This window comes from Xanthomonas citri pv. citri, assembly GCF_000961215.1.
In the GTDB taxonomy this organism is placed as follows: domain Bacteria; phylum Pseudomonadota; class Gammaproteobacteria; order Xanthomonadales; family Xanthomonadaceae; genus Xanthomonas; species Xanthomonas cissicola.
On the sequence record NZ_CP008998.1, the window covers coordinates 3989032 to 4013003 of the forward strand.

Genomic DNA, 23972 nt, shown 5'->3' on the forward strand with positions numbered 1-23972 from the left:
CCAGGCACGTGCAGCCGATGCCGGGAATCGGCGTGCACCACGGCACGACTGCCGCAATTGCGCTGCGCCTGCGGCTTACGTCATGACGCCCGCCACGTCGTGTCGGTCCTTGCCACCTACCCGCGCCGGCGCTCACGCGCCGCCGGCCATCTCCGCTTCGATCTCGTCGGCACTGCGCGCCAGCGCATCGGTCAGTACGCGATGGCCATCGGCAGTGATCAGCACATTGTCTTCGGTGCGAATGCCGATGCCGCGCCACTTGGCCTCTACCGAAGTGTCGTCGGCCGATACGTAAAGCCCCGGCTCGATGGTGAACACCATGCCGGGCTCGAGCAGCCGCGAATCGCCGGCCAGCCGGTAGTCGCCCACATCGTGCACATCCAGGCCCAGCCAGTGGCCGGTCTTGTGCCGATAAAAGCGCCTCTAGTGTCCATCGTCGATGTTGCGCTCGAGCTTGCCCTTGAGCAGCCCCAGGCGCAGCAGGCCTTCGGTCAGCGTTTCCACCGCCGCCAGATGCCCGGCTTCGTACGCCACGCCGGGGCGCGCCTGTGCAAGCGCAGCCGCCTGCGCAGCACCGACCAGATCGTGCAGTGCACGCTGCGCTGGCGTGAAGCGGCCGTTGACCGGAAAGGTGCGGGTGATATCGGCCGCATAGCCGCGATATTCGGCACCGGCATCGATCAGCACCAGCTCGCCATCGCGGCTGCGCGCATTGTTGGCGCGGTAGTGCAGCACGCAGGCGTTGCTGCCGGTGCCGACGATGCTGCCGTATGCCGGCCATGCATCGGCAGCGCGGAATTCGCGCTCGACCTCGGCCTGCAGCTCGTATTCATGCACACCCGGCCGCGCCAGCCGCATCGCTGCACGGTGCGCGCGCACGCTGATGTCGGCAGCCTGCTGCATCAGCGCAATTTCGTCGCGTGATTTGAACAGGCGCTGCTCGTGCAATAGATGCCCGAGCTCGAGGAATTCGTGCGGCGGCTGCGCCCCGTGGCGCACCTGCTCGCGCACGCGTTTGAGCCAGCCGATCAATTTCAGATCGAAATCGACATCGCGCCCGAAGTGGTAGTACACGCGGCTACGCCCTTCCAGCAGGCCGGGCAGGATCTCGTCGACATCGTCGATGGGGTACGCATCGTCCATGCCGAAGCGCTCCACCGCACCTTCCTGACCTTCGCGCGGGCCATCCCAGGCTTCGCGCCCGGCATCGCGTTCGCGGCAGAACAGAATCGCTTCGCCATGCTTGCGGCCGGGCACCAGCACCAGCACCGCTTCGGGCTCCGGAAACCCGCTCAGATACCAGAAATCCGAATCTTGTCGATACGGGTAATGCGTGTCGTGGCTACGCACGCGCTCAGGCGCGGCCGGCAAGATCAGAATCGCCTGCTCGCCCGCCATTTGCATCAGCTGCTTGCGCCGGCGCGCGTACTCGGCCGCGCCAATCCCGGTGAGCTTCTTCATGCCGGCAGTCAGTTCAGACGCTGGCGAAAGCGCGGCCCCATCACGCAGTCGCCATGCAGCAACAGCACCGCCACGCGCACGAATTCTTCGATCTCGGCCAATGCGGTGTCGTCCTCGTCGGCCGTATCGAAGTCGTCGCTGGAGGCCTGCGCCAGACGCGCCAGATCCTGCAGCGCTTCCTCGCCTTCTTCGCTCAGCGCCGGACGCTGCTGCGCAGCCAGGCCGAAGCCGCCCAGAAAGGCGCGGCACCAGTCGAACAACGCATCGGTGCGCGCCGGCAACGGGGCGCCGTCTTCGACCAGCAGCAACTCGAAGGCGAAATCGCGGTCTTCCAGTTGCGCCACGGTGGCCTGCCGCAGCTGATCCAGCGCCCCACCCTGCCTGGGTGCCACCTGACCGCTGTCGGCCAGAATGCGCGCCAGCCAGTCGGCACTGTCGGCGCCGCCGCCGGAGAGCCACCCGCACAGCCCGCCATGCAACTCCGCTGCAGAGGACGCCAGCGCGAGCTGGCGGCTTTCGTGTTGCACAGCGGTTACGTCGGGCAGATCCATTGGGTCATCCAGGCTGAAGAGCGAAAGGTGCCGGCGCACGGCCGGCGATGTGACTTCCCAGTGTACCAAGGCGGCCTGCGTGGGCCGCGATCTGCGCATGTCAGTGCGCATCCACGCCTGCGATGCCGGCTTGCCTGGATCCTGTGCCAGGCCTTGCAGGGCTTGTGCTGACGCTGGGAATCGGGGCAGGCGTGGGCGCTTGACCACCCCGCGCACGCGCCCCTATCGTGAGCGCATGGACAACGCTGCCGCCCTCGCTCAGATCCGCGCACTCGCCGCCCGCGTGGAGGCGTTGGTGGAGCGTACCCAACGGCTCACCGACGAGAATCGCAGCTTGCGTCATCAACAGGAGCAACTCATCGGCGAGCGCTCGCAACTGTTGACCAAGAACGAGCAGGCGCGCTCGCGGGTGGAAGCGATGATCGCCCGCCTGAAGTCATTGGAGCAGCACACGTGAGCAACAACGAACCGGTCAGCGTGCGTATTCTGGATCGTGAATACACGGTGGGCGTGACGGCAGACGAGCGCGAAAGTCTCACCGCTGCCGCGCGGCTGCTGGATCTACGCATGCGTGAGATCCGCGGCAGCAATCGCATGGCGGCAGTGGATCGTGTCGCGGTGCTGGCTGCGCTCAATCTGGCGCATGAGTTGCAGCAATTGCGCGAACAGCAGGCGCTCTACGATCGCGAGCTGGCCAATACGCTGGACACCTTGAATCGCCGGCTCGACAGCGTTGCCGACACACCGCGCTGAGTGGAATTCGCACTGCCATCGCAAATATGAATCCTCAAGCCCGCTGACCGACGAGTGGGCTAGCCATCGCGGCACAGAGGTCTATAATTCCCCTGCGTTCTCTGCGGTAAACGACAGCGTGCAAAACATTCGCCTTGTCCCTTAATTACGACCACGGGGGCGCGACGAAGCCGGGTGTGCAAGTCCGCCTTGTAGCGGGAAGCCCGATGGCCTCACAACGTCCCCACTTGAACCCCGGGTTCAAGGTCGTTTCGCCCGCATCGTCACGGCGGAGAATGCAAATCTGAAACGACGCCTTCGGGCGTCGTTTCTTTTTGCGCGTCTGATGGTCTGACGTGCGCTGGCTGAAGCTGCACTGCCGGTGTGTTGCGGTCGCGGTCGCGGCGCTGGTGCTGTGTCGGTGGCGTTGCCGCGTGTGGCGACGCGCACGCTGCATCGCCCCTGCATGTGCAGATGCAGATGCAGGGGACATGTCCCGGCAGTGCGCGCACCGTACGGCTCTATCGGCACGCCCGCAGCGCAGGCGCAGCTGCGGCCCGCATCGCACGCACGCTAGGCAGGCGCGTGCGCGCATTCGACAATGCGACACCGATTGCGCTGCGAGACACCGATGACCGAGGACCGAGATACGTTGCGCCAGCAGTTGCGCGCACACCGCCGCAGCCTGCCGGCGGCGCAGCGCCTGGCCGCAGCCGATGCGTTGGCGGAGCGTTTGCTGGCGCTGCCGTTCGCACCGCATGGCGGCGCCGTGGCCGGCTACTGGGCGATGGATGGGGAAATTGGGTTGCATCGCTGGCAGCTGGCCCTGCCGGCGGGGTTGCGCTACTGCCTGCCGGTACTGGATGGGCGCGTGCTGCGCTTTGCGCCATGGCGGCCGGGCCAGCCGCTGGTCAGCAATCGCTACGGCATTCCGGAGCCGGACGTGGCACGCGCCGACACGCTGGCACCGGAGGAGATGGCACTGGTGGTCACGCCGCTGACCGGTTTCGATGCGGCGTGCCGTCGGCTGGGGATGGGAGGCGGCTGGTATGATCGCAGCTTCGCGTTCCGGCATCGCCAGGCGCCGCCTCCCTGGCTGGTCGGTGTTGGCTTCGCTGCGCAGCAGGTGCCCGCCCTGCCCTCCGAAGCATGGGATGTGGCGGTCGACGCCATTTGTACCGAACACGCCACCTTCCTGAAAGACGACACCGTTTCCGAATGACTGCCCGCAAGCGCTACTGGTTGATGAAGTCCGAACCGGACACGTTCTCCATCGATGATCTGGAACGTGTCGGCACCGAGCCGTGGAACGGCGTGCGTAATTACCAGGCGCGCAACTTCATGCGCGATGGCATGCACGTGGGCGACGGCGTGTTTTTCTATCATTCCAACTGCAAGGTGCCCGGCATCGTCGGCATCGCCAAGGTGGCGAGCGCGGCGTATCCGGACGACACCCAGTTCGACCCGTCCTCCGACTACCACGATCCCAAGTCCACGCGCGAAGACCCGCGCTGGATGCTGGTGGACGTGGCGTTCGAGCGCAAACTCACACGCACGATTTCGCTGGACGAAATCAAGCAACAGGCCGATGCGCTTGGCGAAGGCTTCCCGCTGATCGCGCGCGGCAACCGCCTGTCGATCCTGCCGGTCACCGCCGCGCAGTGGAAAGTGTTGCTGGCGATGGAATAGCCGTGATCGGGATTGGGCATTGGAGATTGACCCACTGCCCGCCCGCGTTGCACCGCCTTGACGAATCTCGACTCCCCAATCACGAATCCCGAGCTCTTACCCATGTCCGAAGCAAAACGCCTGGCCGCCGAGAAAGCGATCGATTACGTGGAAGACGGCATGATCGTCGGAGTGGGCACCGGTTCGACGGTGGCTTACTTCATCGACGCGCTGGGCCGCATCGGCCATCGCATCAAGGGCGCCGTGTCCAGCTCCGAACAGAGCACCGCGCGCCTGCGCCAGCATGGCATCGAGGTGCTGGACCTCAATCACACCGGCAATCTGTCGCTGTACGTGGACGGTGCCGACGAGTGCGACCCGAACCGCTGCCTGATCAAGGGAGGCGGCGCAGCGCTGACGCGCGAAAAGATCATCGCCGAAGCCAGCGAGCGCTTCATCTGCATCGTCGACCCGAGCAAGCAGGTGCCGGTGCTGGGCAAGTTCCCGCTGCCGGTGGAAGTGATTCCGATGGCGCGCAGCCTGGTCGCCCGGCAGATCCTGGCGCTGACCGGCGGCCAGCCGGTGTGGCGCGATGGCGTGGTGACCGACAACGGCAACGTGGTGCTGGACGTGCATCACCTGCAAGTCACCGACCCGGTGGGCCTGGAGCGCAGCTTGAACCAGATTCCCGGCGTGGTCTGCGTGGGTTTGTTCGCGCGGCGCCCGGCCGACGTGGTGATCGTGGGCGGCGAGCCACCGCAGGTGATCTGAGGATCGCGTGCGGGCCTTCGCATGCGCAGTGACGGCCCGCATTGCGAAGCGATGGCGGGTCGCACACATCGCGCTTGCAGCAACCGCACAACGCACCGCAGCAGCTTGACGCACACGGCCGCTTGGCAGATCGTGCGGCATCCTTGCCAGTTGGTATGCCGCATGCGTTGTGTTCGTTTTATGATCCTTGCGCTTCTGGTCCTGCTTGGCGGCTGCGCCAGCAGCGGCGACAGCTGGGTGGAACTGGCAGGCACGCGCTACAAGGTAGAACTGGCGCGCAACGATGCCGATCGCGCCAAGGGGCTGATGTTTCGCGATGCCATGGACCAGGACCGCGGCATGCTGTTCATCCACGACCGCCAGGAGCCGATGGCGTACTGGATGAAGAACACCAAAATCGCGCTGGATATCCTGTATTTCGATGAGCAGCGCCGGCTGGTTTCCCAGCAGCGCGATGTGCCGCCGTGTTCGGCCGGCGACGCCTGTCCGCCCTACCCCAGCAAGCAGCCCGCGCGCTACGTGCTGGAGCTAAATGCCGGCCAGGCCGCCAAGCTCGGCCTCAAGGATGGCGCCACGCTGCGCTTCAGCCCGGACATCCCGACGCTCAAGTAAGCGGCTGCGCGCAGGCTCTAGGGCCATGCCAGCCAGGGGCATGGCGGCCTGCCGATGGGTGAGACCTGCGCGTCACCTTCCCGAACGGCGCCTGCGGCCGTCGGACGCAGCGCCGCCTGTCGGCGTTACGCATGCATGCGGCCCGTGTCCCTGTCAGGAAGTACCGGACTTGAACCCTGCGCCGCTTGCCGACACTCTTGGCAGCATGGTCGACATGCTCCCACTTCCCCATTGGACCGCGCTCGCCAGCCTGGACGACGATGCGGTGCCGTTGATGTCCACCGCGCTGCTGATCGCGCGCGACGAGTATCCGCAGCTGGATGCCGGGCTGTACGACACGCTGGTGCAGAGCCACGTCGAGCATCTGCGCCGGGAAGTGGAGGCAATCGATCTTTGGCCGCTGAAGATGGCGGCGGTCAATCGCTACCTGTTCGACGAGCTGGGCTATTCGGGCAATCACGACGAGTATTACGACCCGCGCAACAGCTACCTCAACCAGGTGTTCGAGCGCCGGCTGGGCAATCCGATTTCGCTGGCGATGGTGCAGATCGAAGTGGCGCGCCGGCTGGGCATCCCGTTGGCGGGAGTGTCGTTTCCCGGCCATTTCCTGGTGCGTCTGCCGGTGGATGACGGCGTGCTGGTGATGGACCCGTTCAATGGCGGCCGTCCGCTGGGCGTGGATGAGCTGCGCGAGCGTGCGCGCCCGCATCTGGGCGGCGAAATTCCCGACGACCGCGCGCTGGCGCAGATTCTCGACCCCGCCCCGCACCGCGCGATCTTGATCCGCATCCTGCGCAACCTGCACGGCGTCTATGCCGATGCCGAGCAATGGGACCGCGCCGCCCGCAGCGCCGACCGCATCCTGAAGCTGGTGCCCGACCAACCCGAGGCCCTGCGCGACCGCGGCATGGCCTATCTGCATCTGGGCCACCGCAACGGCGCACGCCACGATCTCTCGCGCTACCTGGTGCTCAACCCGGGCGCGCAGGACGCGGCTAATCTGCATGAACACCTGGTGGAATTGAACAGCCAGCGCGCGCGGGCGCATTGAGCCGGTCTACGCGCTGGCTGGGTAGGCCAGGCTACCCAGATAGGGCATCGCCGTGTGGTTCTCGGCAACGCACGCATTCTCGTGCCCCCATCGCAACAGCATCACGGTAGAGAACACCGCCTGATTGCACGCCGTTGGCGGCAGCTCAGTCGAGCTCCACCATTTCGAAGTCTTCCTTGGTCACGCCGCAATCGGGGCAGGTCCAGGTGTCGGGGACGTCCTGCCAGCGGGTACCCGGGGCGATGCCTTCTTCGGGGATGCCGTCGGCCTCGTGGTAGAGAAACCCGCAGACGACGCACATCCAGGTGCGGTAGGTGGTCGTGGCTGTCTCGCTCATCGGATAATCGCGGCCATGCAACAGTGGGCCTGCATTGTCCCATCCCATCCACCGCTTTCGGAAGCGTTGCCATGCCCAACCGTCCTAACGTTCGCGGCGTCTACCTGATCACCCCCGACGAGCCCAACACGCAGCGCTTGCTCCTGCGCACGGCCCCGTTGCTGGGGTCGATCACTTGGCTGCAATACCGCAACAAGCAGGCGGATGCGGCGCTGCGGCTGCGCCAGGCCGGCGCCTTGCGCGAGGCATGCGCGGCCCATGGCGTGCCGTTGATCATCAACGACGATGCGCAGCTGGCGGCGCAGGTCGGTGCGCAAGGCGTGCATCTGGGCGAAGACGATGGCGACGTGGCGGCAGCGCGCGCGCTGCTGGGCGAGCAGGCCATCATCGGGGTGTCGTGCTACGACGATATCGAGCGCGGGCGCGCAGCGGCGGCGTCCGGGGCGAGCTATGTCGCGTTCGGTGCGTTCTTCCCCACCACCACCAAGCAGACCACGCGGCGCGCAACGCCTGCGCTGCTACAGCAAGCGGCCGAGCTTGACGTGCCGCGCGTGGCGATCGGCGGCATCGCACCAGCGCAGGTGCCTGCGCTGGTGACTGCGGGTGCCGATCTCATTGCGGTGGTCAGTGGCGTGTACGCGGCGCCGGATCCGGTCGCAGCGGTACAGGGGTATCGCGCAGGGTTTGCGGCTCAGCGCGGCAAGCTTTGAAAGTTGTTCATCCAAGCGCTTCAATCGATTTAAAGACAGCGTGTTTTTCATTTCGCTGCATCGCTTGGGTGAACAGCCGGGTGCGTCGCGCGCGCGGTGCCCTCGCCGCTCGCGGGACACGCCTTAAATCCGTCCTTGGAGGCTCGATGACGGCATCCATGCCGCCAACGGTCCCGCAAGTGGCGAGGACACCGCACCAGAAAGTTGGCTGGCGGCCAACCGAGAGCGGGTCATTGCATGGGCGGCCACGCTGCTGCCGATTGCTTCGTTATGGCACTTGCCAGGCACGACGAGAGAATGACAAGAGAAGCTGGTGATTGACCGATGTGGAAAGCGCCTCAAGCGCTGCTCTCACATGCACACCAACCAACGCGACAGGCCCTTGCCCGCCTACCGGCGCGGGACCTTACGCGGCATGGATGCCGCGTAAGAGCTTACAGGGACGTACTTGCAGCGTGTCCCGCGATGGTAGGCGGGCAAGGGCCCTGCAGCCAAGAAGCAGATCTAAGGCTCCTAGGCTTGGTCATACAAACCGTCCAATCCACTTCAAGACCGCGACATGTATTTCACTGCATCGCGTCGCCTCGAACGTCGCGTGCGCGGTGCCTTCGCCAGACAGTTTGCTGGCAGTTTTATTGAAAGCGATGCATACAGGCGATCATGACGTACCCCTGCTAGCCGAACGCCGAGATCAAGTGCACTGCGCTCAGCAAGCCGGCTGTCTGTCTTCACTCAGCAGAGCCGCCCCAATTCGACCGCCATCCCCGAAACAAAAAACAGCGACGCGTGCCACCACGCGTCGCTGCCGGGACTGCAGTATCAAATGACGCGATTAGAAATCGTAGCTCAACGTCACCCGGCCCGAGCGCGGCGCCTGATAGGCGACGACCTGGTCCCATAGCGGGTTGGTGGTGTTGTCGGGCAGCTGCGAGAACGGGTAGATGTTGGTCGCGGTCTGCTCGTTGGTGATGTTGAACACGTCAAAGCGCACTGCAAGCTTGCCGTCGGCAAAGGCCGGCTTGTAGGTCACGCCCATATCCAGCTGCGCGATCCAGCCCAGGCGCCCCTGCGAGCCGGGAGGCGATGCCACGCCGGTGCCGGTCTGCGGGTTGTAGCAGTAGTGGTAAGGGCCGCCGGTAATTGCACTGCCGCCATAGCCGGCCGGATCGCGGCCGCTGTATTCGGTCCCGTAGTAGTTGCCCAGGCAGTTGTGCGGAGCGCCGGAGATCAGGCTGAAATTGGCCGAGGCGCCCCATTGCGGGGTGAACTGGTAGAAGCCGAACAACTTGAGCTGATGGCGATGATCGTTGGATTGATCGCCGTTGAAGTGTTCCATCAACGCCGCGTGGTCCCAGCTCTGCGTGGTCGAGACCGAGGCCTGGCCCTGATAGCTACCGAGCGCGCCGCCGGTGCGCCATAGATCCGAACGCACCTGGCCTTCGGTGGTGCCGTAGCTATGCGACCAGACGTAGTTGACCTTGGCATACCACTTGCCGTCGAACGGACGCTCCAGATTGAATTCCACCGCCGAATAATTGCGCTTGAACTTCGGGAAACCTGCCGCCTCACGGCTCACCGATACTTCGTGGAACTGGCCATCGGTGCCAATCACCCCCCAGGTATTGGTCTGGCCCGGATTGATCAACGATGCGCCCGCCACCTTGGAAAAATCGATGGTCACGCCTTGCGCCGCTGCCGCATCGATCAACGCGGTATTGGAGACATCGTAGTTCTGGTCGTCGATGCCGGCATTGAGGCGGCGATGCGTGCCGCGCACGCCCAGCACCCAGCCGCTATCGAGTTGCTTGGTAAACCCGAGGATGAGTTCGTCCTGGTTTTCGCCTTCGATGTCCTTGGCCACCGCGGTGCGTACGTCGGCAATGCGACCGAAGCGCGAATTGGCCGACACCGCCGAACCCAGCTGCTGCGCCAGGATCGGCGTGCCGTCGGCATTGATGCCGCTGTAGGTGTAGTAGGTATCGGTGATGGTGGCCGGGGTGAACAGACTCACCGCCGATAGCGGCAGACCGAGGTAGTAACGGCCAAGGTTACCGAACACCTTCAAGCTGGAATCGCCATTGACGTCCCAGCTAAAGCCCAGGCGCGGCGCCCACGCGTTGTCGATTTCGATGTAGGGATCGCCGAACGGGGTGTAGTTGGTGAACTCGTCCTTGCGCAAGCCCAGGCTCAGCAGCAGATTGTCGGTGACCTGCCACTTGTCTTCGATGTAGTAGGCGCGTTGCTTGGCCTCGTACGAATACAGGCTGGTGTTGATGTTGCGCACCACGTAGTAGCCACTGGATCCGTTGACCGGATCCACCAAACCCGGGCTTGGCGCACCGATGCCGCCGGCTTCATTGGCCGATTGGCTGACCAGACCGCCGGTGGCCAGCCCGTACGGGTCGTTGGTCTGTCCGTAGGTCCAGGCAAAGCCGGGGCCAGAGAGGATCGAGCCGACATCGATACCTTCGGACTTCTGGTTATCGATACCGAAGTTGAGCGTGTGGTGGCCGATGCGCCATTCCAGATTCAGGCGCTGGTTGTCTTTTTTGTACTCGCGGTCCGGCGAGCTGACCGAAGTGACCAGCTGGTTGCCGATGCGCGGTGTGCCGCCGGTGTAGGCAGGATTCTGCAATGCGGCGCTATTGATCACCGGGCCATTGGCGGCGTTGTAGTTGAACGGCGTCAGTTCGTCCGGCGTTCTCATCTTGCCGTACAGGGCGGTCACGGTGAGGTTGTCGCCCAGATAGCCGGTGTACTTGCCGGTGAACAGCGTCGGCCCGGTTTTCCAGGTGGATTCGTCGGTGAAGTAGGCGCCACGCTCACGCGCAACATAATCGTAGCGATAGATCGAGCCATTGGTTTCGGCGACGTCGCTGGCACCGGTCACCTCGATCAGATGGTTGTCGGTGATGTTCCAGTCCACCTTGGCGTACCAGCGTTTCTGCTTGTAGTCGTAGTCGGTGAGGCCGCCGGTGCGGCCGTTGTCGGTGTCGCGATTGGTGCCTACGCGCACGCCGTCAGAATTCACCTGCTCGGCGGCCAGGAAGAAGAACAGCTTGTCCTGGATGATGGGTCCGCCGACATAGGCGCTGTAGGTGGTCTGGTTGGCTTCGGCCTCACTGGCGGGCTGATACAGGCCATTGGCCGCACGCGCATAGCGATAGGCAGCGTTGTTGATGGTGCTGCCCTGGCTGTCCGGGCGCCAATAGATGTCGCGCTGATTGGCCCTTAGGCCGTTCGGCTCCCAGATCACTGCAGCGCCGAACTTCCACTCATTGGTGCCGCGCTTGCCGATCTGGTTGATCACGCCGCCGTTGGCGCGGCCGTACTGCGCGCCGTAGCCGCCGGTAAAGATTTCCTGCTGGTCGATGGCGCCGTACGGCAGGGTGAGGCCGCCCAGGTTGTTGCTGATGGTGGTGGTGTTAAAACCGTTCAGGTAGTACGCGTTCTCGCTGGCGGCCGAGCCGCCGAAGCTGGGGAGCGAGCCGCCAAGCGGGCCGTTGTCGAAACCGCCGCTGTTGACCACCACCCCCGGTGCCAGCAGCGCGATCGCTTCGGCGGTACGGCCCAGCGGCAGTTGCTGCAACTGTTCGGCGGTGACGACGGTGCGCGTATCGACGCTGCTGACATCGATGGTGGTGAGGCTGGCGGCGCTGACGGTGACGCTGTCCAGGGTCTGCACGCCGCTCCCCGCGGCGCTGGCAGCAAACGACACGTCGGTATTGGCCCCGACGGTGATGGCGACGTTCTCGCGCGTTTCCACCACCGCGCCTTCGCGCTTGACCGTCACTTTTTAGGTGCCCAGCGGCAGATTGCCGGCGGTGTAGCGACCGCGCGCGTCCACCGGCACCTCGCGGCTGAAGCCGCTGTTGTTTTCCACCAGCACGCTCGTGCCACTGCCCTGCCCCACGCTACCGACGATGCTGCCGGTGGTGGACTGCGCGTGGACGCTGCCCATGGCCACGACCAAGGCCAATGCCAAGGCACGCTTCTGGATACTACGGTTCATGCTCTCTCCCCAGGTCTTGAACTGTCGGCAAGCGACAAATGAACGGTGCCATCGGCTACCGAAATCACACTTTCTGAACATCTACAGCCGGATGCCAATGACGGGGCGCCATCAGCTCATTCCAAACTGTCGATCCCGTCGCGTTCGATCATAGGCAGCCGAGTTCCCCCACCCGCCCACTCCGACGGGTAGGCGGGCTCCCTGCGGGTAGGCGCGCGAGGCCGCAGGCCTGACAATGGCGGACGCGATGCCCGCTGCCGGGCGTCGATGCCCCCAATCGGTACTCCTCAAGGATCTGCGCATGAACCATTCCCGCTCCCACGCCCTGTTCGCCCAGGCGCAGACCTTGCTACCCGGCGGCGTCAACTCGCCGGTACGGGCGTTCAAGTCGGTCGGCGGCGAGCCATTCTTCGTGGCGCGCGCCGATGGCCCATATCTGTTCGATGTCGACGACAACCGCTACATCGACTACGTGGGCTCGTGGGGGCCGATGATTGCCGGGCACAACCACCCCGCCGTGCGCGAAGCGGTCGAGCAGTCGATCCGCAACGGGCTCTCGTTCGGTGCACCGTGCGCAGCCGAAGTAGCGATGGCGCAGACCATCACCCGGCTGGTGCCCTCCTGCGAGATGGTGCGCATGGTCAACTCCGGCACCGAAGCGACGCTGTCGGCGGTACGCCTGGCGCGTGGCGCCACCGGGCGCAATCGCATCATCAAGTTCGAAGGCTGTTATCACGGCCATGGCGACTCGTTTCTGGTCAAGGCCGGCAGCGGCATGCTGACCCTGGGCGTACCGACCTCGCCCGGCGTACCCGCAGGGCTGAGCGAGCTGACCGCCACGCTGAGCTTCAACGACTTCGAGGGCGCCACCGCGCTGTTCGACGAGATTGGTGCGGAGGTGGCGGCGGTGATCATCGAGCCGGTGGTCGGCAACGCCAACTGCATTCCGCCGCAGGCCGGCTATCTGCAGCATCTGCGCACGCTGTGCACGCGGCACGGCGCGTTGCTGATCTTCGACGAAGTGATGACCGGCTTCCGCGTCGCGCTCGGTGGTGCGCAGGCGCATTACGGCGTCACCCCGGACCTGACCACCTTCGGCAAGATCATCGGCGGCGGCATGCCGGTGGGCGCCTACGGCGGCCGCCGCGACTTGATGGAGCAGGTTGCTCCGGCCGGGCCGATCTACCAGGCCGGCACCTTGTCGGGCAACCCGGTGGCCATGGCTGCAGGCCTGGCGATGCTGGAGCTGGTGCAGGAGCCGGGCTTCCACACGCGCTTGAGCGAGGCCACCAGCATGCTGTGCGAAGGCCTGGAAGATGCTGCGCGCGCAGCCGGCATCGCCGTCACCACCAACCAGGTTGGCGGCATGTTCGGGCTGTTCTTCACCGACGACATCGTGGAGAGCTACGCACAGGCCACGGCGTGCGACATCACCACCTTCAACCGATTCTTTCACGCGATGCTGCAGCAGGGCGTGTACCTGGCGCCCTCGGCGTACGAAGCCGGCTTCATGTCCAGTGCGCACGACGAGGCGGTGATCGACGCCACGCTGGCGGCAGCGCGCGAGGCATTTGCGGAAGTGGCGCGCTGATCGGCTGGGAATCGGGAATGGGGAGTTGGGAATCGGTGAGCAGTTAGCGCGCGGCCTTGAGGGTTTGCGGTGCGCGTGATCGTGCCGCACTTGCGGTTGCTCAGAATGTTGGCGAGGTTCGCTTCACCGGAGTTGCATGTAAGTCTGGCTGTGCGGGTAGCGCATTTCGTTTGCGCCAGCAGCACCTGCAAGGCGGTACGCGTGACCGCGTGCCCTAAGGCTGTGTGGCGGTGCCTCCGAACGCGCACCACCGGCACCAGGCGACCTCTAGCGTTCCTTCACCTGCGCACAAGCAGGCGCATCTGCCGCGGTGAAGTCCTCAACTCGGCGCAGCACACTTTGCTTTTGTCCTGTCGCTGTCATATGTTTCTGAAAGGTGCTCAGGGACGGGCATGGGTGGGGACCCTCGAAGCAGCCGCTGCACCGTCGTCGCCGAATCAGGTGATTACGCTGCATTGCCGCTGTTTCACCCCGATCTGCAGCGTGCCGAGCCGGCACGCTGTCGACGCTCGATACGGCCGCTCTCGCCTCATGCTCAAGCCTGTTGCGCTGCTCACCCCGCGCCCGTCACCCTCGCGCGACCCCGCGATTCCCGATTGGCTGCTTGCCGGCAAGCTGGAGCCTGCGTTGCCGCGCCCCGCCGCGGTGGTGCGCGGCGCGCTACTGGCTGCGCTGGATCAGGCGCAGGCACGCCCGCTGACGCTATTGCTCGCCCCACCCGGATTCGGCAAGACCACGCTGCTGGCGCAGTGGCATGCGCACCTGAGTACGCGCGAGCAGGGCCCGGTGGCATGGCTGTCGCTGGACGAAGAAGATGCCGACGCTGCGCGTTTTCTCGGCCATCTTGCGCTGGCGCTGCAGAACGCAGGCGCCGATCACGCGCTGTGCGCCACCGTGCTGCACAACCGCGATCACGACCCGCGCGACGCGACGGCATTGCTGATTCGCGCGCTGCGCGCGGCGCCCCGCCGCATCAGCGTGATTCTCGACGACTACGACCGACTCGGCAGCAGCCCTGTCGATGAACTGGTGCTACGCCTGATCGAACACAGTGGTGGGCGTCTGCATCTGGTGCTTGCGACCCGCCGCGTGCCCAATCTGCCGCTGGCGCGGCTGGATCTGCACGCGCAGCTCAGCCGCATCGGCAGCACGCAGCTGGCGCTCGACAACACCGAAGCGCAGGCGTTGCTAGGCCCGCACGTGCCAACACCTGTGGTGGACGAACTACGCAACTACACAGAAGGCTGGCCAGTGGCGCTGCAACTGGCGCGGCTGTGGCTGCAAGGCGATACCCAACGTCAGCAGGAAGTCGCCGCACGTTTCTCAGGGCGCAGCGCGCAGATTGCCGCGTATCTGGCCGAACAGGTGGTCAACGATCTGGACCCGGACACCCGCGAGCTCCTGCTACGCACCAGCCCGCTGGAACGCTTCAACGCCGCGCTCGCCGATGCAGTGCGCCAGCGCGAGGACAGCGGCCGCTTGCTGGCACGGCTGGAGCATTTTCATGGCCTGCTGGTGCCGCTGGATGGCGAGCGCGAATGGTTCCGCTATCACCCGCTGTTTGCCGACTTCTTGCAGCAACTGCTCGACCGCGAACATCCAGGGCAGAGCGTGCAGCTGCATCAACGCGCAGCGCGCTGGTTCGGTGATCACCAGCATCTTGCCGAAGCGGTGCGGCATGCGTGGCGCGGCAACTGCGGCGAACTTGCCGCCAGCTACATCGCACGCGCCGGCACCTGGCAGCTGCTGCTGACTCACGGCACGCATGAAGTGCGCGCACTACTGCGCCATTTCGACCACCGCACCATTCGCGACACGCCCGCGCTCAATCTCACCCAGGCGCATCTGCACATCAGGCTTGGCGAGTTCAGCCACGCACGCCTGTTGCTGGAGCGCTTCCGCGATTTTCCGGCTGCGCTACGCGAGCCGCTCCAGCGCGATTACACCGTGGTTGTGGCGCTATTGCGCGACCGTCTGGATGAAATCTGCGGCAACCCGCATGGCCTGACCCAGATCGCCGCCCAGGCCGGCGCACTGGATGAAGACGACCATCTCGGCCGCGGCATGTTGCTCTGCATCTGCGCCACCACCGCGATTGCGCAAGGCGCGTTCGCGGTTGCCGAGCGCTACGCGCGCAACGCGCGCGACACCATGCAGCGCGGCGGTAGCGACGTCGGTGCCAGCCAGGCAATGTTGTCGCTGGGGCAGAGCCTGTTCTATCGCGGCCGGCTCAGCGATGCGGAAGCCTGCTATCAACAAGCACTGAGCTGGTGCGCACGTACCCCGCAACTGGATCGGGTGCTGGAGGCCGCCGCTCAGTGCCTGCTTGCGCAGTCGCACTACGAACGCGGCCACCACGACGATGCAGCCGACCTGCTGCACCCGGCGCTGGAATTGCTGGAGCAACACGATGGGGGCATGGACGTGCTGGCCGCCGGATACGGCACCGCGCTGGGGTTGGAACGCGTGCGCGACCACAGCGGACGCAGTGCGTTGCTGTTGCTGGAGCATATCGAACAGATTGCGCACGGACGCAAGCTGGCGCGCTTGTCGGAACTGGCTGCAGCATGGCGGCTGATGCTGTTGCTGGAACATCCAGGCAACGCTGCCATCGATGTGCTGATCGCACGTACCGGCGGCGAATCGGGCCTGGCGCACACCTTGCGCTCGCCGCACCGCTGGCACGATCGGGCGGCGATGGGTTTCGCACTGGCCCGCTGGCATCGCCTGGCCGGGCGCAGCAGCGCAGCGCTGAGCATCCTCGGGCAGATCGAGCAGGCCTGCCTGGCCAACGACAATGTCTGCCATCTGGCGCGCACCCGTGCACGCATCGCGCTGGTACTGCAGCAACGCGGCGAACTGGTCGCCGCCCTGCCGTATCTGTACAGCGCGCTGGACCATGTCGCGCTCACGCAAAGCTGGCAGGCCATCGTGGAACTGGGCTTGCCGGCCAAGGCGATGCTGCGCTCGCTCCGCCAGCACGACCCGCAGACCGTGGGCGGCACCACGCGTGCGTTGACCATCCAGGCGTTGCTCGAACGCCTCAGCGGCGACGACGATCCGGCCGGCGACATCTTCAGCGAGCGTGAACTGGAAGTGCTGGCGCAACTGGCGCGCGGCTATTCCAACAAGCAGATCGCACGCTGCCTGCACCTGTCGGAAAACACGGTCAAATTCCATCTGAAAAACCTGTACCGCAAGCTCGACGCGCGCAGCCGCGAAGGCGCGCTTGCGCAGGCATTGCAGCGCGGGTTGTTGCGTGGAAGCAACCAGCATGCAGATCAGCCGCTACAACCTGACTGACCCAGATCCGCATGTATCCTGCGTTCAACGCAGGTTTGCACGTGTGGCGGCCAGGCCTGACAGCGTTGGCCGCCCCGCACGCATCACCCGAACGTCAGCGTGCCCTTCATCATCGCCCAGTGCCCGGGGAACGAGCAGAAGAACGTGTAGTCTGCGCCCTTGCTCAGCTTGCTGGTGGGGAAACTCACCGTGGTGCTGTCGCCGCCGCCAATGACCTTGGTGTGCGCGATCACGCGCGCGTCGGCCTTGGGCAGATAGCTGTCGGCGATGGTCGAACGTACGCCGGCATTGGCCACCGCCTGGAAATCGGCAGACTTGGTCAACACCCAGTTGTGCCCCATCACGGTGGCGGCCATCTTGCCGGAATGCTTGAGCGTGAGCTCCACCTGCGTGCACTCGGGGGCTAGCTTGATCGTGCTCTGGTCGAACTTCATTTGATCGTTGCCGGTGATGGTCACCGCGCACGTCCGTGCCCATGCCGCCGGCGCCATCAGCGCCAGCGCACACAAGGCAATCGTGGAAAACAGCTTCAAGAGGACACTCCTGCGTTGGGAAGTTGCAGCACAGCGGATGCGGCGGTGAGGGCGATAGGCCGACAGTGCCAGAGTAGCCGATGCACAATCAGCAGCGCATCACGCCCGCATCGGCTGCGCAGCGGGCGCATCGACCAAGGAGGTGCGTGCGAAGCGTTTTGTGGCGCGCCGATACCGCGTTGCGCGCCTTGCCTCGGCGCGCCACAGGGCGCTTCCCGGAGGGTTGGCCGTCAGCGGCCAACACTCTCACCTCCAAGTGCATAACACGCTCTAGGCGTAACGGAAAAATGCATCCATCGGATCGGCCGCTGCAGTCGCCACGCCCGGCGCCGGCAGCGGGCCGCGGTTACCGGCAACCACCTGCACGAACGCGTGTTTGAAGCGCGCCATCTCCGCGTCGGTGCCCACGGTAATGCGCGACCAGGTGGGCCACACCGGCCAGCTGCGACCGATGAACACGCCATGGGTGGCCATATCGTCCTTGAAGCCAGCCGCGGGGCGCTTCACATCGACCATAAAGCAATTGCTCTCCGAGGCAGTGCACGCATAGCCCTGACGCGCGAGAAAGTCCATCACATCCGTGCGGGTAGCGGCGGTACGCGCGCGCCGTTGCGGCACCAGTGCAGGATCGCGCAGGCTGGCCAGCCCGGCAGCGGCGGCGGTGACCGGCAAGCTGTTGACGCTGTAGAACTTCAGCTTGGCCAGCAGGTCCGGGCGCGCGGCCGCATAGCCCAGGCGGATGCCGGCCATGCCATAGAGTTTGGAAAACGTGCGCAACACCACCACGTCTTCGCCTGCGGCAACCATGTCGACCATGCTGCGCGTGCTTTGCGCGAAGTGGATATACGCCTCATCCACCACCAACACGCTGCCTTTGGGCTTGTGCGCCAATGCGTAGTCCAAGTCCTTGCGTGCGGTGACCGAGCCGGTGGGATTGTTGGGGTTGCAGATGTAGATGACGCCCGCGTTGGCATCGGCCGCGCACATGGCCTGTACATCGTGCGAAAAATCCTTGCGCAGCGGCACCTTGATCAAGCGCGCGCCATTGCGGGTTGCCGCACGCCAGCCGGATTCGTAGGTGGGGTCGGCAGTGACCAACGCGGCGCTGGGCGAAGTGAATGCCAGCATCGTGTAGTCGAGCGGTTCGGTGGACCCGGCGTACGCCATCAGATGATCCACCGGCAGCTTGAGCTCGGCAGCCAGGGTGGTCATCAATTCCATCTGTACCTGGCGCAGATACCTCCCGCCTTGCGGTGCGATCTGCGCGATGGCCCTTACTGCGGCAGCCGACGGTCCCTCCGGAAATTCATTGGAGTCGATCATTACCGGTGTCAGCGCCGTTGCCGGCGTGGGCGCAATGGCAGTGGAGCGTTCGATGGCGCTGGCCAGCAGCGGCAAGCTGGCGGCACCGGCGGCGCCGGCAAACAGCGCGGAGTCGCGTAGAAACGTGCGGCGCGAAAGAGCAGTGTTCATGACAAACTCCAGCAGGATGAAGACGCGGACTCAGGGACGCACGGCAACAACTTCGATCTCGACCCGGTACAGCGGGTTACCCAATGCCGCGATCTGGAATGCCGAGCGCGCTGGCAGATTGGGTTGCTCCTTGGTGCCGAAGAACTGGCGATACCCTTCCATGAAGCCGTTGAAATCCATCTTGCCGCCCATCGCCGGATCGCCGACCAGAAACACCTGCATCTTCACCACATCGCCCATGCCCAACCCCAGCGTGGTTAGCTGCTGCTTGATCTGGTTCAACACGCTCACCGTTTGCGCCTTGGTATCGCCATAGGCAGCAGCGGAATCCTTGGGCGCATTGGTATCGATCACCGCCGGCACCTTGCCGCTGACATACACCGTGGCCTTGCCGGCGGGAATTTCCACCGCAGCAGCAATTGGGAAATCGCTGTTGGGAATCTTGTGGCGGATCACCTCGGCAGCGTGCGCGGCACCGAGACCGGCAGCCCACACTACTGCGGCGCTAAGAACGGTCGTGATGGAACGTGGCATGGCAATTCCTTGTAGGAGAGAAGATCAGCGGCGGAGCGATTTGACGTCGTCGATGGTCACGCGCTCGGCATAGTCGTTACCGAAGTGCGTGCGCACATAACTCACCACTTCGGCCACCTGGCGGTCGTCGAGCATGTCGGCGAAACCCGGCATCCCCGCGTGGCCGTCGAGCACCATCATGGTCACGTACGGGCCGGCAGCCAGCTTGGGGTTGCCGGCAAGCGCAGGATAGTCGCCGGCACCTTGCGCGCCACGGCCGGCCGGCATATGGCAGCCCTGGCAGATGGCCTGGTAAACGTCCTGACCGGAGGCCTTGGCGAAGCCTTGCTGCGGAAACAACTGCGTGGCATCGGAACTCTGCGCCTGCGCATCGCGCACGTTGGGCGGCAGCAACAAGGCGAGAATGGCGAGCGCAACCGTGGCGCCGCACGCTCTTGGCAGCAGACTCATGCGCGCGCTCCCTGGGCAATGACCTTGCGATGCAGGCGGCCAACCACATCGTGTGCCGACAGGATGGCACCCTCCTGCCAGGCCGGGATGTACGACACGTGCTCGCCGGCCAGCGCCAGGCGGCCGTCGATCTGGCACAGCGGTTCGTAATGCTCGGCGCGCGCCTGCTCGCTCCACATGCCGAAGCAGCCATGCGTGAACGGCACGCGGTGCCAGCCGACCGCAATGCCGTTTTCGAATTCGCGCGGATACTGCCGATGCAGCTGGGTGCCGTACTCCACCGCTTTACGCACGCGCTGCTCCGGGGGCATCGCGGTGAACTGGTAGGCGTCCAGCCCCCATACATAGGCACCGAGCAGCACGCCTTTGCCCGGGCTGTGGTAGTCGGTGCTGGGATAACTGATCAAGGTGATCGGCAGATCGGTGTAACTGATGCCGCCGTAGATCGCTTCGTCTTCTTCCCAGAAACGGCGCTTGAATTGCAGGCCCACTTTCACCGATGCCGCGTACGGTACCTTGCCGATCGCCGTGGTCATCGCATCGCTGGCAGTGACCGGTATGCGGCTGAGCACCGACAACGGAATGGTGCAGATGCACCAATCCGCACTGGCGAGGCGTTCTTCGCCGCCACGGGCCGCATCCTGCCAGGACACGCGCACGCCGCTGCCGTCCTGATCGATCTTAGTGACCTTGGCGTTATAGGTGATGGCATTCCCCAGTTGATGCGCGAATGCCTTGCCGATCTGGTCCATGCCTCCCACCGGCTGGAACATGGTGGTCTGCATTTCGTAGTTGTTGCCAGCCGCCAGTGTGGTCCACAGGCGTGAGCGCAGCACGTCCTGCACGCTGAAAGGATCGGAGAATTCCGGCCTGCCCGACAAGCCGCCACCGGGATAGCGCGCAAACCCGCGCCGCTCGCTGCTGTCCTTGCCTTTGACGTACCCGAACTTCTGGTCGAGCGCGCCCCAGGTGCGCAGAGATTCCAGCAGCAGCTCCTGATCCTCGCGGCTGACGGCCGCGTCCAGGGCGTGTTGCTGCGTGCACTTGGCCAGCAACTCGGACACATGGCCCTTGTAATCGGCGTCGATGGCGCGAAAGCGCTGCGGTTTGCCGCCGAAGCCTTTCTGGCTGTGCAGCAGCGCGTTGTAATTGACCTGATTGAACGCTTCCAGCGCCACGCCGAACTGCTTGCAGTAGCTCAACACCGCCTTGTGGTGATGCGGAATGCGCCATGGCCCTGGATTGAGGTACAGCCCGTCGTCGAACTGGCAATGCTGCGTGGCCCCGCCTAGCTCGGCATAGCGGTCGCCACCGCGCAGGGTCCACTTACGGCCACCGGGGCGGTCGTTGTATTCGAGCAGTTGCACGCGGTAACCGGCCTTGCGCAACTCGAACGCCGCGCTCATCCCGGCCAGCCCGGCACCGAGGATCAAGACCGACGTCCCCTTGGGGTCGCCATCCAGTTGCAGCGGCCCTTTGAAGGTGGACTCGGCCGCCATGCCCAGGCTGCTCATCGCCTGATACATCATTGCGCCGCCGGCGGTCATGCCGATGCGCGCCAGCAATTGCCGCCGCGTCATCGCTCCCGTGTGATTGCCTTGCATCAACGCACGTCCCCTGCATGTCATGGACCAACGCACGCGGCCGGCAACCTTGCCGGCCGCGGCTGCACCTCAGAACGTGTACGCCAGACTGGCGAACAGCTGGCGCGGTGCGATCAACTGATACGAACCGGAGCTTTCGTTGGGAAACACCGCACCGATCGCATCGTCCTTGTCGAACAGGTTGTAGACCGACAGCTGCAACCGGCCACCGGCAAGAAACCCGCTGTCCCCGCCCTGATACCCGACGCTGCCGTTGACGATGAAGGTGGCATCCACCCGATCGGTATTGAGCGTGTCGCCATAGCGCTTGCCGGTGTATTTGGTATCGAGGTTGGCGAAGAAATGCGCGCCTTCCCAACCGCCGTTGACGCTGAACATGACCTTCGGCGCATCCGGCACCTCGTTGCCTTCCACCTGCACCAGGTTGCCGCTGACCGGGCCGAAATAGTTGTCCTGGAATTCGGACTTGTTCCAGGTCAGCGATGCGCCCAACCGCCAGCCCGGGGCCGGCTTCCACATGCCGGAGACTTCCGTGCCGTAGGTCTGCACGTCGCCGACGTTGGCGTAGACAGTGGGCGCGACCACCAGCGGGTCCGGGTCGGTGAGCGCGATGATGCGGTTTTCGTAATCGATCTTGTAGGCGGCGAGATAGCCGCTCCACTGCGTGGATTCGGCACGGATGCCGATATCGATGTTGGTGGATTCTTCCGGTGCGATATCCGGGTTGAATGCACCCGAGGTCAGCGCCAGCCGCGGCGCCGAGCTGAAGTTTTCCGCGTAGTTGGCGAACACCTGCACACCCTCGGCGAGCTGGAAGCTGGCGCCGACCTGCGGCTGGAACCAATCGCTGTTCTTGATGGTGACATCGCGGCGTATGCCGACATTGAAGTCGTCGAGATTGGCGATGCCGTTGTAGTCGCGTTTGACATCCAGCCCCTTGGCGCCGAATTCCATCGTGAGCCGGTCGTCGAGCAGGCGCAGCGTGTCCTTGATGTAGAGCTGCTTCACTTCGGTGGAGAAGTGGTTGTCGTAGTAGATCACGATCGGCAGCGCGCTTTTGAGCAATGCGCCGGTGGCCGGATCCAGGTTGTACAGCGGGCGCACCTGATCGAAATCGTAGTTTTCGTACCACGCACCGACTTCGAGTTTGTTGTGCTCGGTCTCCCACGATACCGACGTTGTGAGGCCATAGCGATCGCCGCCCATGATTTCCTCGCGCCGCGTCATCGCACCGACGTGGGTGACATTGCCGTTGGCATCGACGATCTGCGGATCGTTGATGGCGATATCGGTGCGCCCCGGCGTGCCGGCGATGGCATCGTTGTACAAGCCCGTCGCCGTGCTCGGCGGCGTGCCGCCGACGCCATACCCATGCTTGTTTTCGTAATAGCCGGTAAAGGTGAAGCCGATCGCATCGTTGAACAGAAAATCGCCGTGCAGGCTGAGCAAGGAATCGCGTCGCCCGTTCTGCCATTCGCTGTAGTGCTCGGCATCCACTTCCGGGTTGCCGGTGATGCGCTCATGCAGATCCCAGGACACCGAACCGTCGGAGTTGTACGACTGCACGTCGTAGTCTTTGCGGTTGTTGTAGATCCAGCCCAATGTCAGGCTGCCTGCATCCCAGGCCTGGCGAATCTTGGCTTCGAAGTGGTCGCTCTTTTGCGTGGCCGGCTCCATGTCCCACACCCCGCCTTGCGTGCGCGAGGCGGACAGATACGCGCTGGGGCCGCCCTCCCACCAGTCCGGGGTGTCCAGGCGCACGAAGCTGCGTACCAGATCGTCCGACCCAATGGTCTGGGTGAGATTGCCGCTCCAGCTGTCGCCGCCCTTCGGTGGCAGGCTGGTGTAACGGATCGCACCGCCCAACGCGTGATACGACGGCTGGGTGACGTCACCCGAACCAGCCGACACCGTGACATCGAGCAGATTCTCGCTGGACACGTAACGGGTGATCGGCCCGCCTTCGCGGGTGTCGAAGGTTTCGATCGGAATGCCGTCCAACGTCACGCCGATCTGGTTGGCGGAAAACCCGCGGATCGTCATCGAATCACCGAACTCATACAGCCCGAACGGGTCGGTGGTCTGCACGTTCACGCCGGGCAGGCTGGCCAACAGCTGCTGTGGCGCTACCCCGGGCACCTGCGCCTGGATCTCGTCCACCGAGATGGACGCGGTGGTGCGCGTGGAGCCGGTGCCCACCACGCTGACCGCATCCAGCGTGCGTGCGTCTTGCGCCAGCGCAGGCAAGCTCTGCGCGCCGGCCAGCAGCAGGGTCATGGACGCCAGCGCGTGGCGCGGGCGGGTGGTGGCGAGGATATAGGCGACCGAGGTCGCCAATTGATCGGTATTCAAGCACTTTGGCATGCAATCAACCCCTGGAGACGTGTGGCGTGCTGAGTGACCGGGCGCTCCCCCGAGACCGGCTGATACCGCGGATGCGGCGTGCAGTGACCATAACCAGCGCGAATGCTCCGCAACTTTGGTACGGCGGGTGGGGTCGGCGCAGGCGGGTAGGTCGCTGCCGAATTCAAAACTCTGAATAGGTAGCGACACCACCTACCTGCGCGAATGTCCTGCAT

The 23972-nt window shown here is 64.7% G+C and carries 18 protein-coding genes, 1 other RNA gene and 2 pseudogenes; 11 read left to right on the top strand and 10 right to left on the bottom strand.

Annotated features, from left to right (window positions below; translation table 11 throughout):
• Positions 1-132 precede the first annotated feature (132 nt).
• Positions 133-1461 (bottom strand): annotated as a pseudogene (locus tag AMD14_RS17655) (aminopeptidase P N-terminal domain-containing protein).
• Positions 1462-1469: 8 nt separating this feature from the next.
• Positions 1470-2012: a YecA/YgfB family protein gene (locus tag AMD14_RS17660; RefSeq protein ID WP_007967665.1), complete on the bottom strand. Its 543-nt coding sequence runs from the start codon at positions 2010-2012 to the stop codon at positions 1470-1472.
• Positions 2013-2247: 235 nt separating this feature from the next.
• Here AMD14_RS17660 and AMD14_RS17665 point away from each other — a divergent pair, with 235 nt between their 5' ends.
• The 8 genes from AMD14_RS17665 to AMD14_RS17695 all read left to right on the top strand — a co-directional run bounded on the left by AMD14_RS17665 (position 2248) and on the right by AMD14_RS17695 (position 6846).
• Positions 2248-2469: a TIGR02449 family protein gene (locus tag AMD14_RS17665; RefSeq protein WP_003486122.1), complete on the top strand. Its 222-nt coding sequence runs from the start codon at positions 2248-2250 to the stop codon at positions 2467-2469.
• Positions 2466-2765 (top strand): cell division protein ZapA, encoded by a 300-nt coding sequence (locus AMD14_RS17670; protein ID WP_003486119.1) that lies wholly within the window; start codon positions 2466-2468, stop codon positions 2763-2765. The genes AMD14_RS17665 and AMD14_RS17670 overlap by 4 nt, the downstream gene beginning before the upstream one ends.
• Before the next feature lie 95 nt (positions 2766-2860).
• A non-coding RNA gene (gene ssrS / locus AMD14_RS23940) (6S RNA) lies at positions 2861-3044 on the top strand.
• A 331-nt stretch (positions 3045-3375) separates the two neighbouring features.
• Positions 3376-3966: a 5-formyltetrahydrofolate cyclo-ligase gene (locus AMD14_RS17675; protein ID WP_005911939.1), complete on the top strand. Its 591-nt coding sequence runs from the start codon at positions 3376-3378 to the stop codon at positions 3964-3966.
• Positions 3963-4433: an EVE domain-containing protein gene (locus AMD14_RS17680; RefSeq protein WP_005911942.1), complete on the top strand. Its 471-nt coding sequence runs from the start codon at positions 3963-3965 to the stop codon at positions 4431-4433. The genes AMD14_RS17675 and AMD14_RS17680 overlap by 4 nt, the downstream gene beginning before the upstream one ends.
• A 102-nt stretch (positions 4434-4535) precedes the next feature.
• Positions 4536-5183 carry a ribose-5-phosphate isomerase RpiA gene (gene rpiA / locus AMD14_RS17685; RefSeq protein WP_011052255.1) on the top strand — a complete coding sequence of 216 codons (648 nt, stop codon included), beginning with the start codon at positions 4536-4538 and terminating at the stop codon, positions 5181-5183.
• A 162-nt stretch (positions 5184-5345) separates the two neighbouring features.
• Entirely contained in the window at positions 5346-5795 is a 450-nt protein-coding gene (locus AMD14_RS17690) for a DUF192 domain-containing protein (RefSeq protein ID WP_011052256.1), read from the top strand.
• 169 nt (positions 5796-5964) lie between these two features.
• A complete protein-coding gene (locus AMD14_RS17695; RefSeq protein WP_011052257.1) occupies positions 5965-6846 on the top strand; it encodes a SirB1 family protein in 882 nt (293 codons plus the stop codon).
• A 145-nt stretch (positions 6847-6991) separates the two neighbouring features.
• On the opposite strand, the gene AMD14_RS17700 is transcribed toward AMD14_RS17695, so the two are convergent.
• A complete protein-coding gene (locus AMD14_RS17700) occupies positions 6992-7231 on the bottom strand; it encodes a rubredoxin (protein WP_015472658.1) in 240 nt (79 codons plus the stop codon).
• A 23-nt stretch (positions 7232-7254) separates the two neighbouring features.
• Here AMD14_RS17700 and thiE point away from each other — a divergent pair, with 23 nt between their 5' ends.
• Positions 7255-7893: a thiamine phosphate synthase gene (thiE, locus tag AMD14_RS17705; protein WP_011052259.1), complete on the top strand. Its 639-nt coding sequence runs from the start codon at positions 7255-7257 to the stop codon at positions 7891-7893.
• Positions 7894-8725: 832 nt separating this feature from the next.
• On the opposite strand, the pseudogene AMD14_RS24905 reads toward thiE, so the two are convergent.
• Positions 8726-11905: pseudogene (locus AMD14_RS24905) on the bottom strand (TonB-dependent receptor domain-containing protein).
• Positions 11906-12206: 301 nt separating this feature from the next.
• Between AMD14_RS24905 and hemL the strand changes: the two are divergent.
• Both hemL and AMD14_RS17725 read left to right on the top strand, forming a co-directional pair.
• Entirely contained in the window at positions 12207-13496 is a 1290-nt protein-coding gene (hemL, locus tag AMD14_RS17720) for a glutamate-1-semialdehyde 2,1-aminomutase (protein WP_011052264.1), read from the top strand.
• Between the two features lie 531 nt (positions 13497-14027).
• Positions 14028-16799, top strand: a complete 2772-nt coding sequence (locus AMD14_RS17725) for a winged helix-turn-helix domain-containing protein (protein ID WP_011052265.1) — start codon at positions 14028-14030, stop codon at positions 16797-16799.
• 83 nt (positions 16800-16882) lie between these two features.
• On the opposite strand, the gene azu is transcribed toward AMD14_RS17725, so the two are convergent.
• From azu to AMD14_RS17755, 6 genes are all read right to left on the bottom strand, one after another.
• Complete coding sequence (gene azu / locus AMD14_RS17730; RefSeq protein ID WP_011052266.1) at positions 16883-17332, bottom strand: azurin; 450 nt, start codon at positions 17330-17332, stop codon at positions 16883-16885.
• 270 nt (positions 17333-17602) lie between these two features.
• Complete coding sequence (locus AMD14_RS17735; protein WP_011052267.1) at positions 17603-18805, bottom strand: pyridoxal phosphate-dependent aminotransferase; 1203 nt, start codon at positions 18803-18805, stop codon at positions 17603-17605.
• 30 nt (positions 18806-18835) lie between these two features.
• Positions 18836-19339, bottom strand: coding sequence for a RidA family protein (locus AMD14_RS17740; protein WP_005911968.1), 504 nt, complete (start codon positions 19337-19339; stop codon positions 18836-18838).
• Positions 19340-19363: 24 nt separating this feature from the next.
• Entirely contained in the window at positions 19364-19789 is a 426-nt protein-coding gene (locus AMD14_RS17745; protein WP_003486090.1) for a c-type cytochrome, read from the bottom strand.
• The gene (locus AMD14_RS17750) at positions 19786-21393 is read right to left on the bottom strand and encodes a flavin monoamine oxidase family protein (RefSeq protein WP_040107666.1); all 1608 of its coding nucleotides are present in this window, start codon (positions 21391-21393) and stop codon (positions 19786-19788) included. Before AMD14_RS17750 ends, AMD14_RS17745 begins: the two co-directional genes overlap by 4 nt.
• Positions 21394-21462: 69 nt before the next feature.
• On the bottom strand, positions 21463-23745 hold the full coding sequence (locus tag AMD14_RS17755) for a TonB-dependent receptor (protein ID WP_015463573.1): 2283 nt from the start codon (positions 23743-23745) through the stop codon (positions 21463-21465).
• Between the last annotated feature and the right edge of the window lie 227 nt (positions 23746-23972).

Excerpts from the sequence above, each read along its gene's own strand:
- AMD14_RS17660 (WP_007967665.1), bottom strand. The coding sequence starts at position 2,012 with ATGGATCTGCCCGACGTAACCGCTGTGCAACACGAAAGCCGCCAGCTC.
- AMD14_RS17665 (WP_003486122.1), top strand. The coding sequence starts at position 2,248 with ATGGACAACGCTGCCGCCCTCGCTCAGATCCGCGCACTCGCCGCCCGC.
- AMD14_RS17675 (WP_005911939.1), top strand. The coding sequence starts at position 3,376 with ATGACCGAGGACCGAGATACGTTGCGCCAGCAGTTGCGCGCACACCGC.
- AMD14_RS17680 (WP_005911942.1), top strand. The coding sequence starts at position 3,963 with ATGACTGCCCGCAAGCGCTACTGGTTGATGAAGTCCGAACCGGACACG.
- rpiA (WP_011052255.1), top strand. The coding sequence starts at position 4,536 with ATGTCCGAAGCAAAACGCCTGGCCGCCGAGAAAGCGATCGATTACGTG.
- AMD14_RS17690 (WP_011052256.1), top strand. The coding sequence starts at position 5,346 with ATGCGTTGTGTTCGTTTTATGATCCTTGCGCTTCTGGTCCTGCTTGGC.
- AMD14_RS17700 (WP_015472658.1), bottom strand. The coding sequence starts at position 7,231 with ATGGGATGGGACAATGCAGGCCCACTGTTGCATGGCCGCGATTATCCG.
- thiE (WP_011052259.1), top strand. The coding sequence starts at position 7,255 with ATGCCCAACCGTCCTAACGTTCGCGGCGTCTACCTGATCACCCCCGAC.
- hemL (WP_011052264.1), top strand. The coding sequence starts at position 12,207 with ATGAACCATTCCCGCTCCCACGCCCTGTTCGCCCAGGCGCAGACCTTG.
- AMD14_RS17725 (WP_011052265.1), top strand. The coding sequence starts at position 14,028 with ATGCTCAAGCCTGTTGCGCTGCTCACCCCGCGCCCGTCACCCTCGCGC.
- AMD14_RS17735 (WP_011052267.1), bottom strand. The coding sequence starts at position 18,805 with ATGAACACTGCTCTTTCGCGCCGCACGTTTCTACGCGACTCCGCGCTG.
- AMD14_RS17740 (WP_005911968.1), bottom strand. The coding sequence starts at position 19,339 with ATGCCACGTTCCATCACGACCGTTCTTAGCGCCGCAGTAGTGTGGGCT.
- AMD14_RS17745 (WP_003486090.1), bottom strand. The coding sequence starts at position 19,789 with ATGAGTCTGCTGCCAAGAGCGTGCGGCGCCACGGTTGCGCTCGCCATT.
- AMD14_RS17750 (WP_040107666.1), bottom strand. The coding sequence starts at position 21,393 with ATGCAAGGCAATCACACGGGAGCGATGACGCGGCGGCAATTGCTGGCG.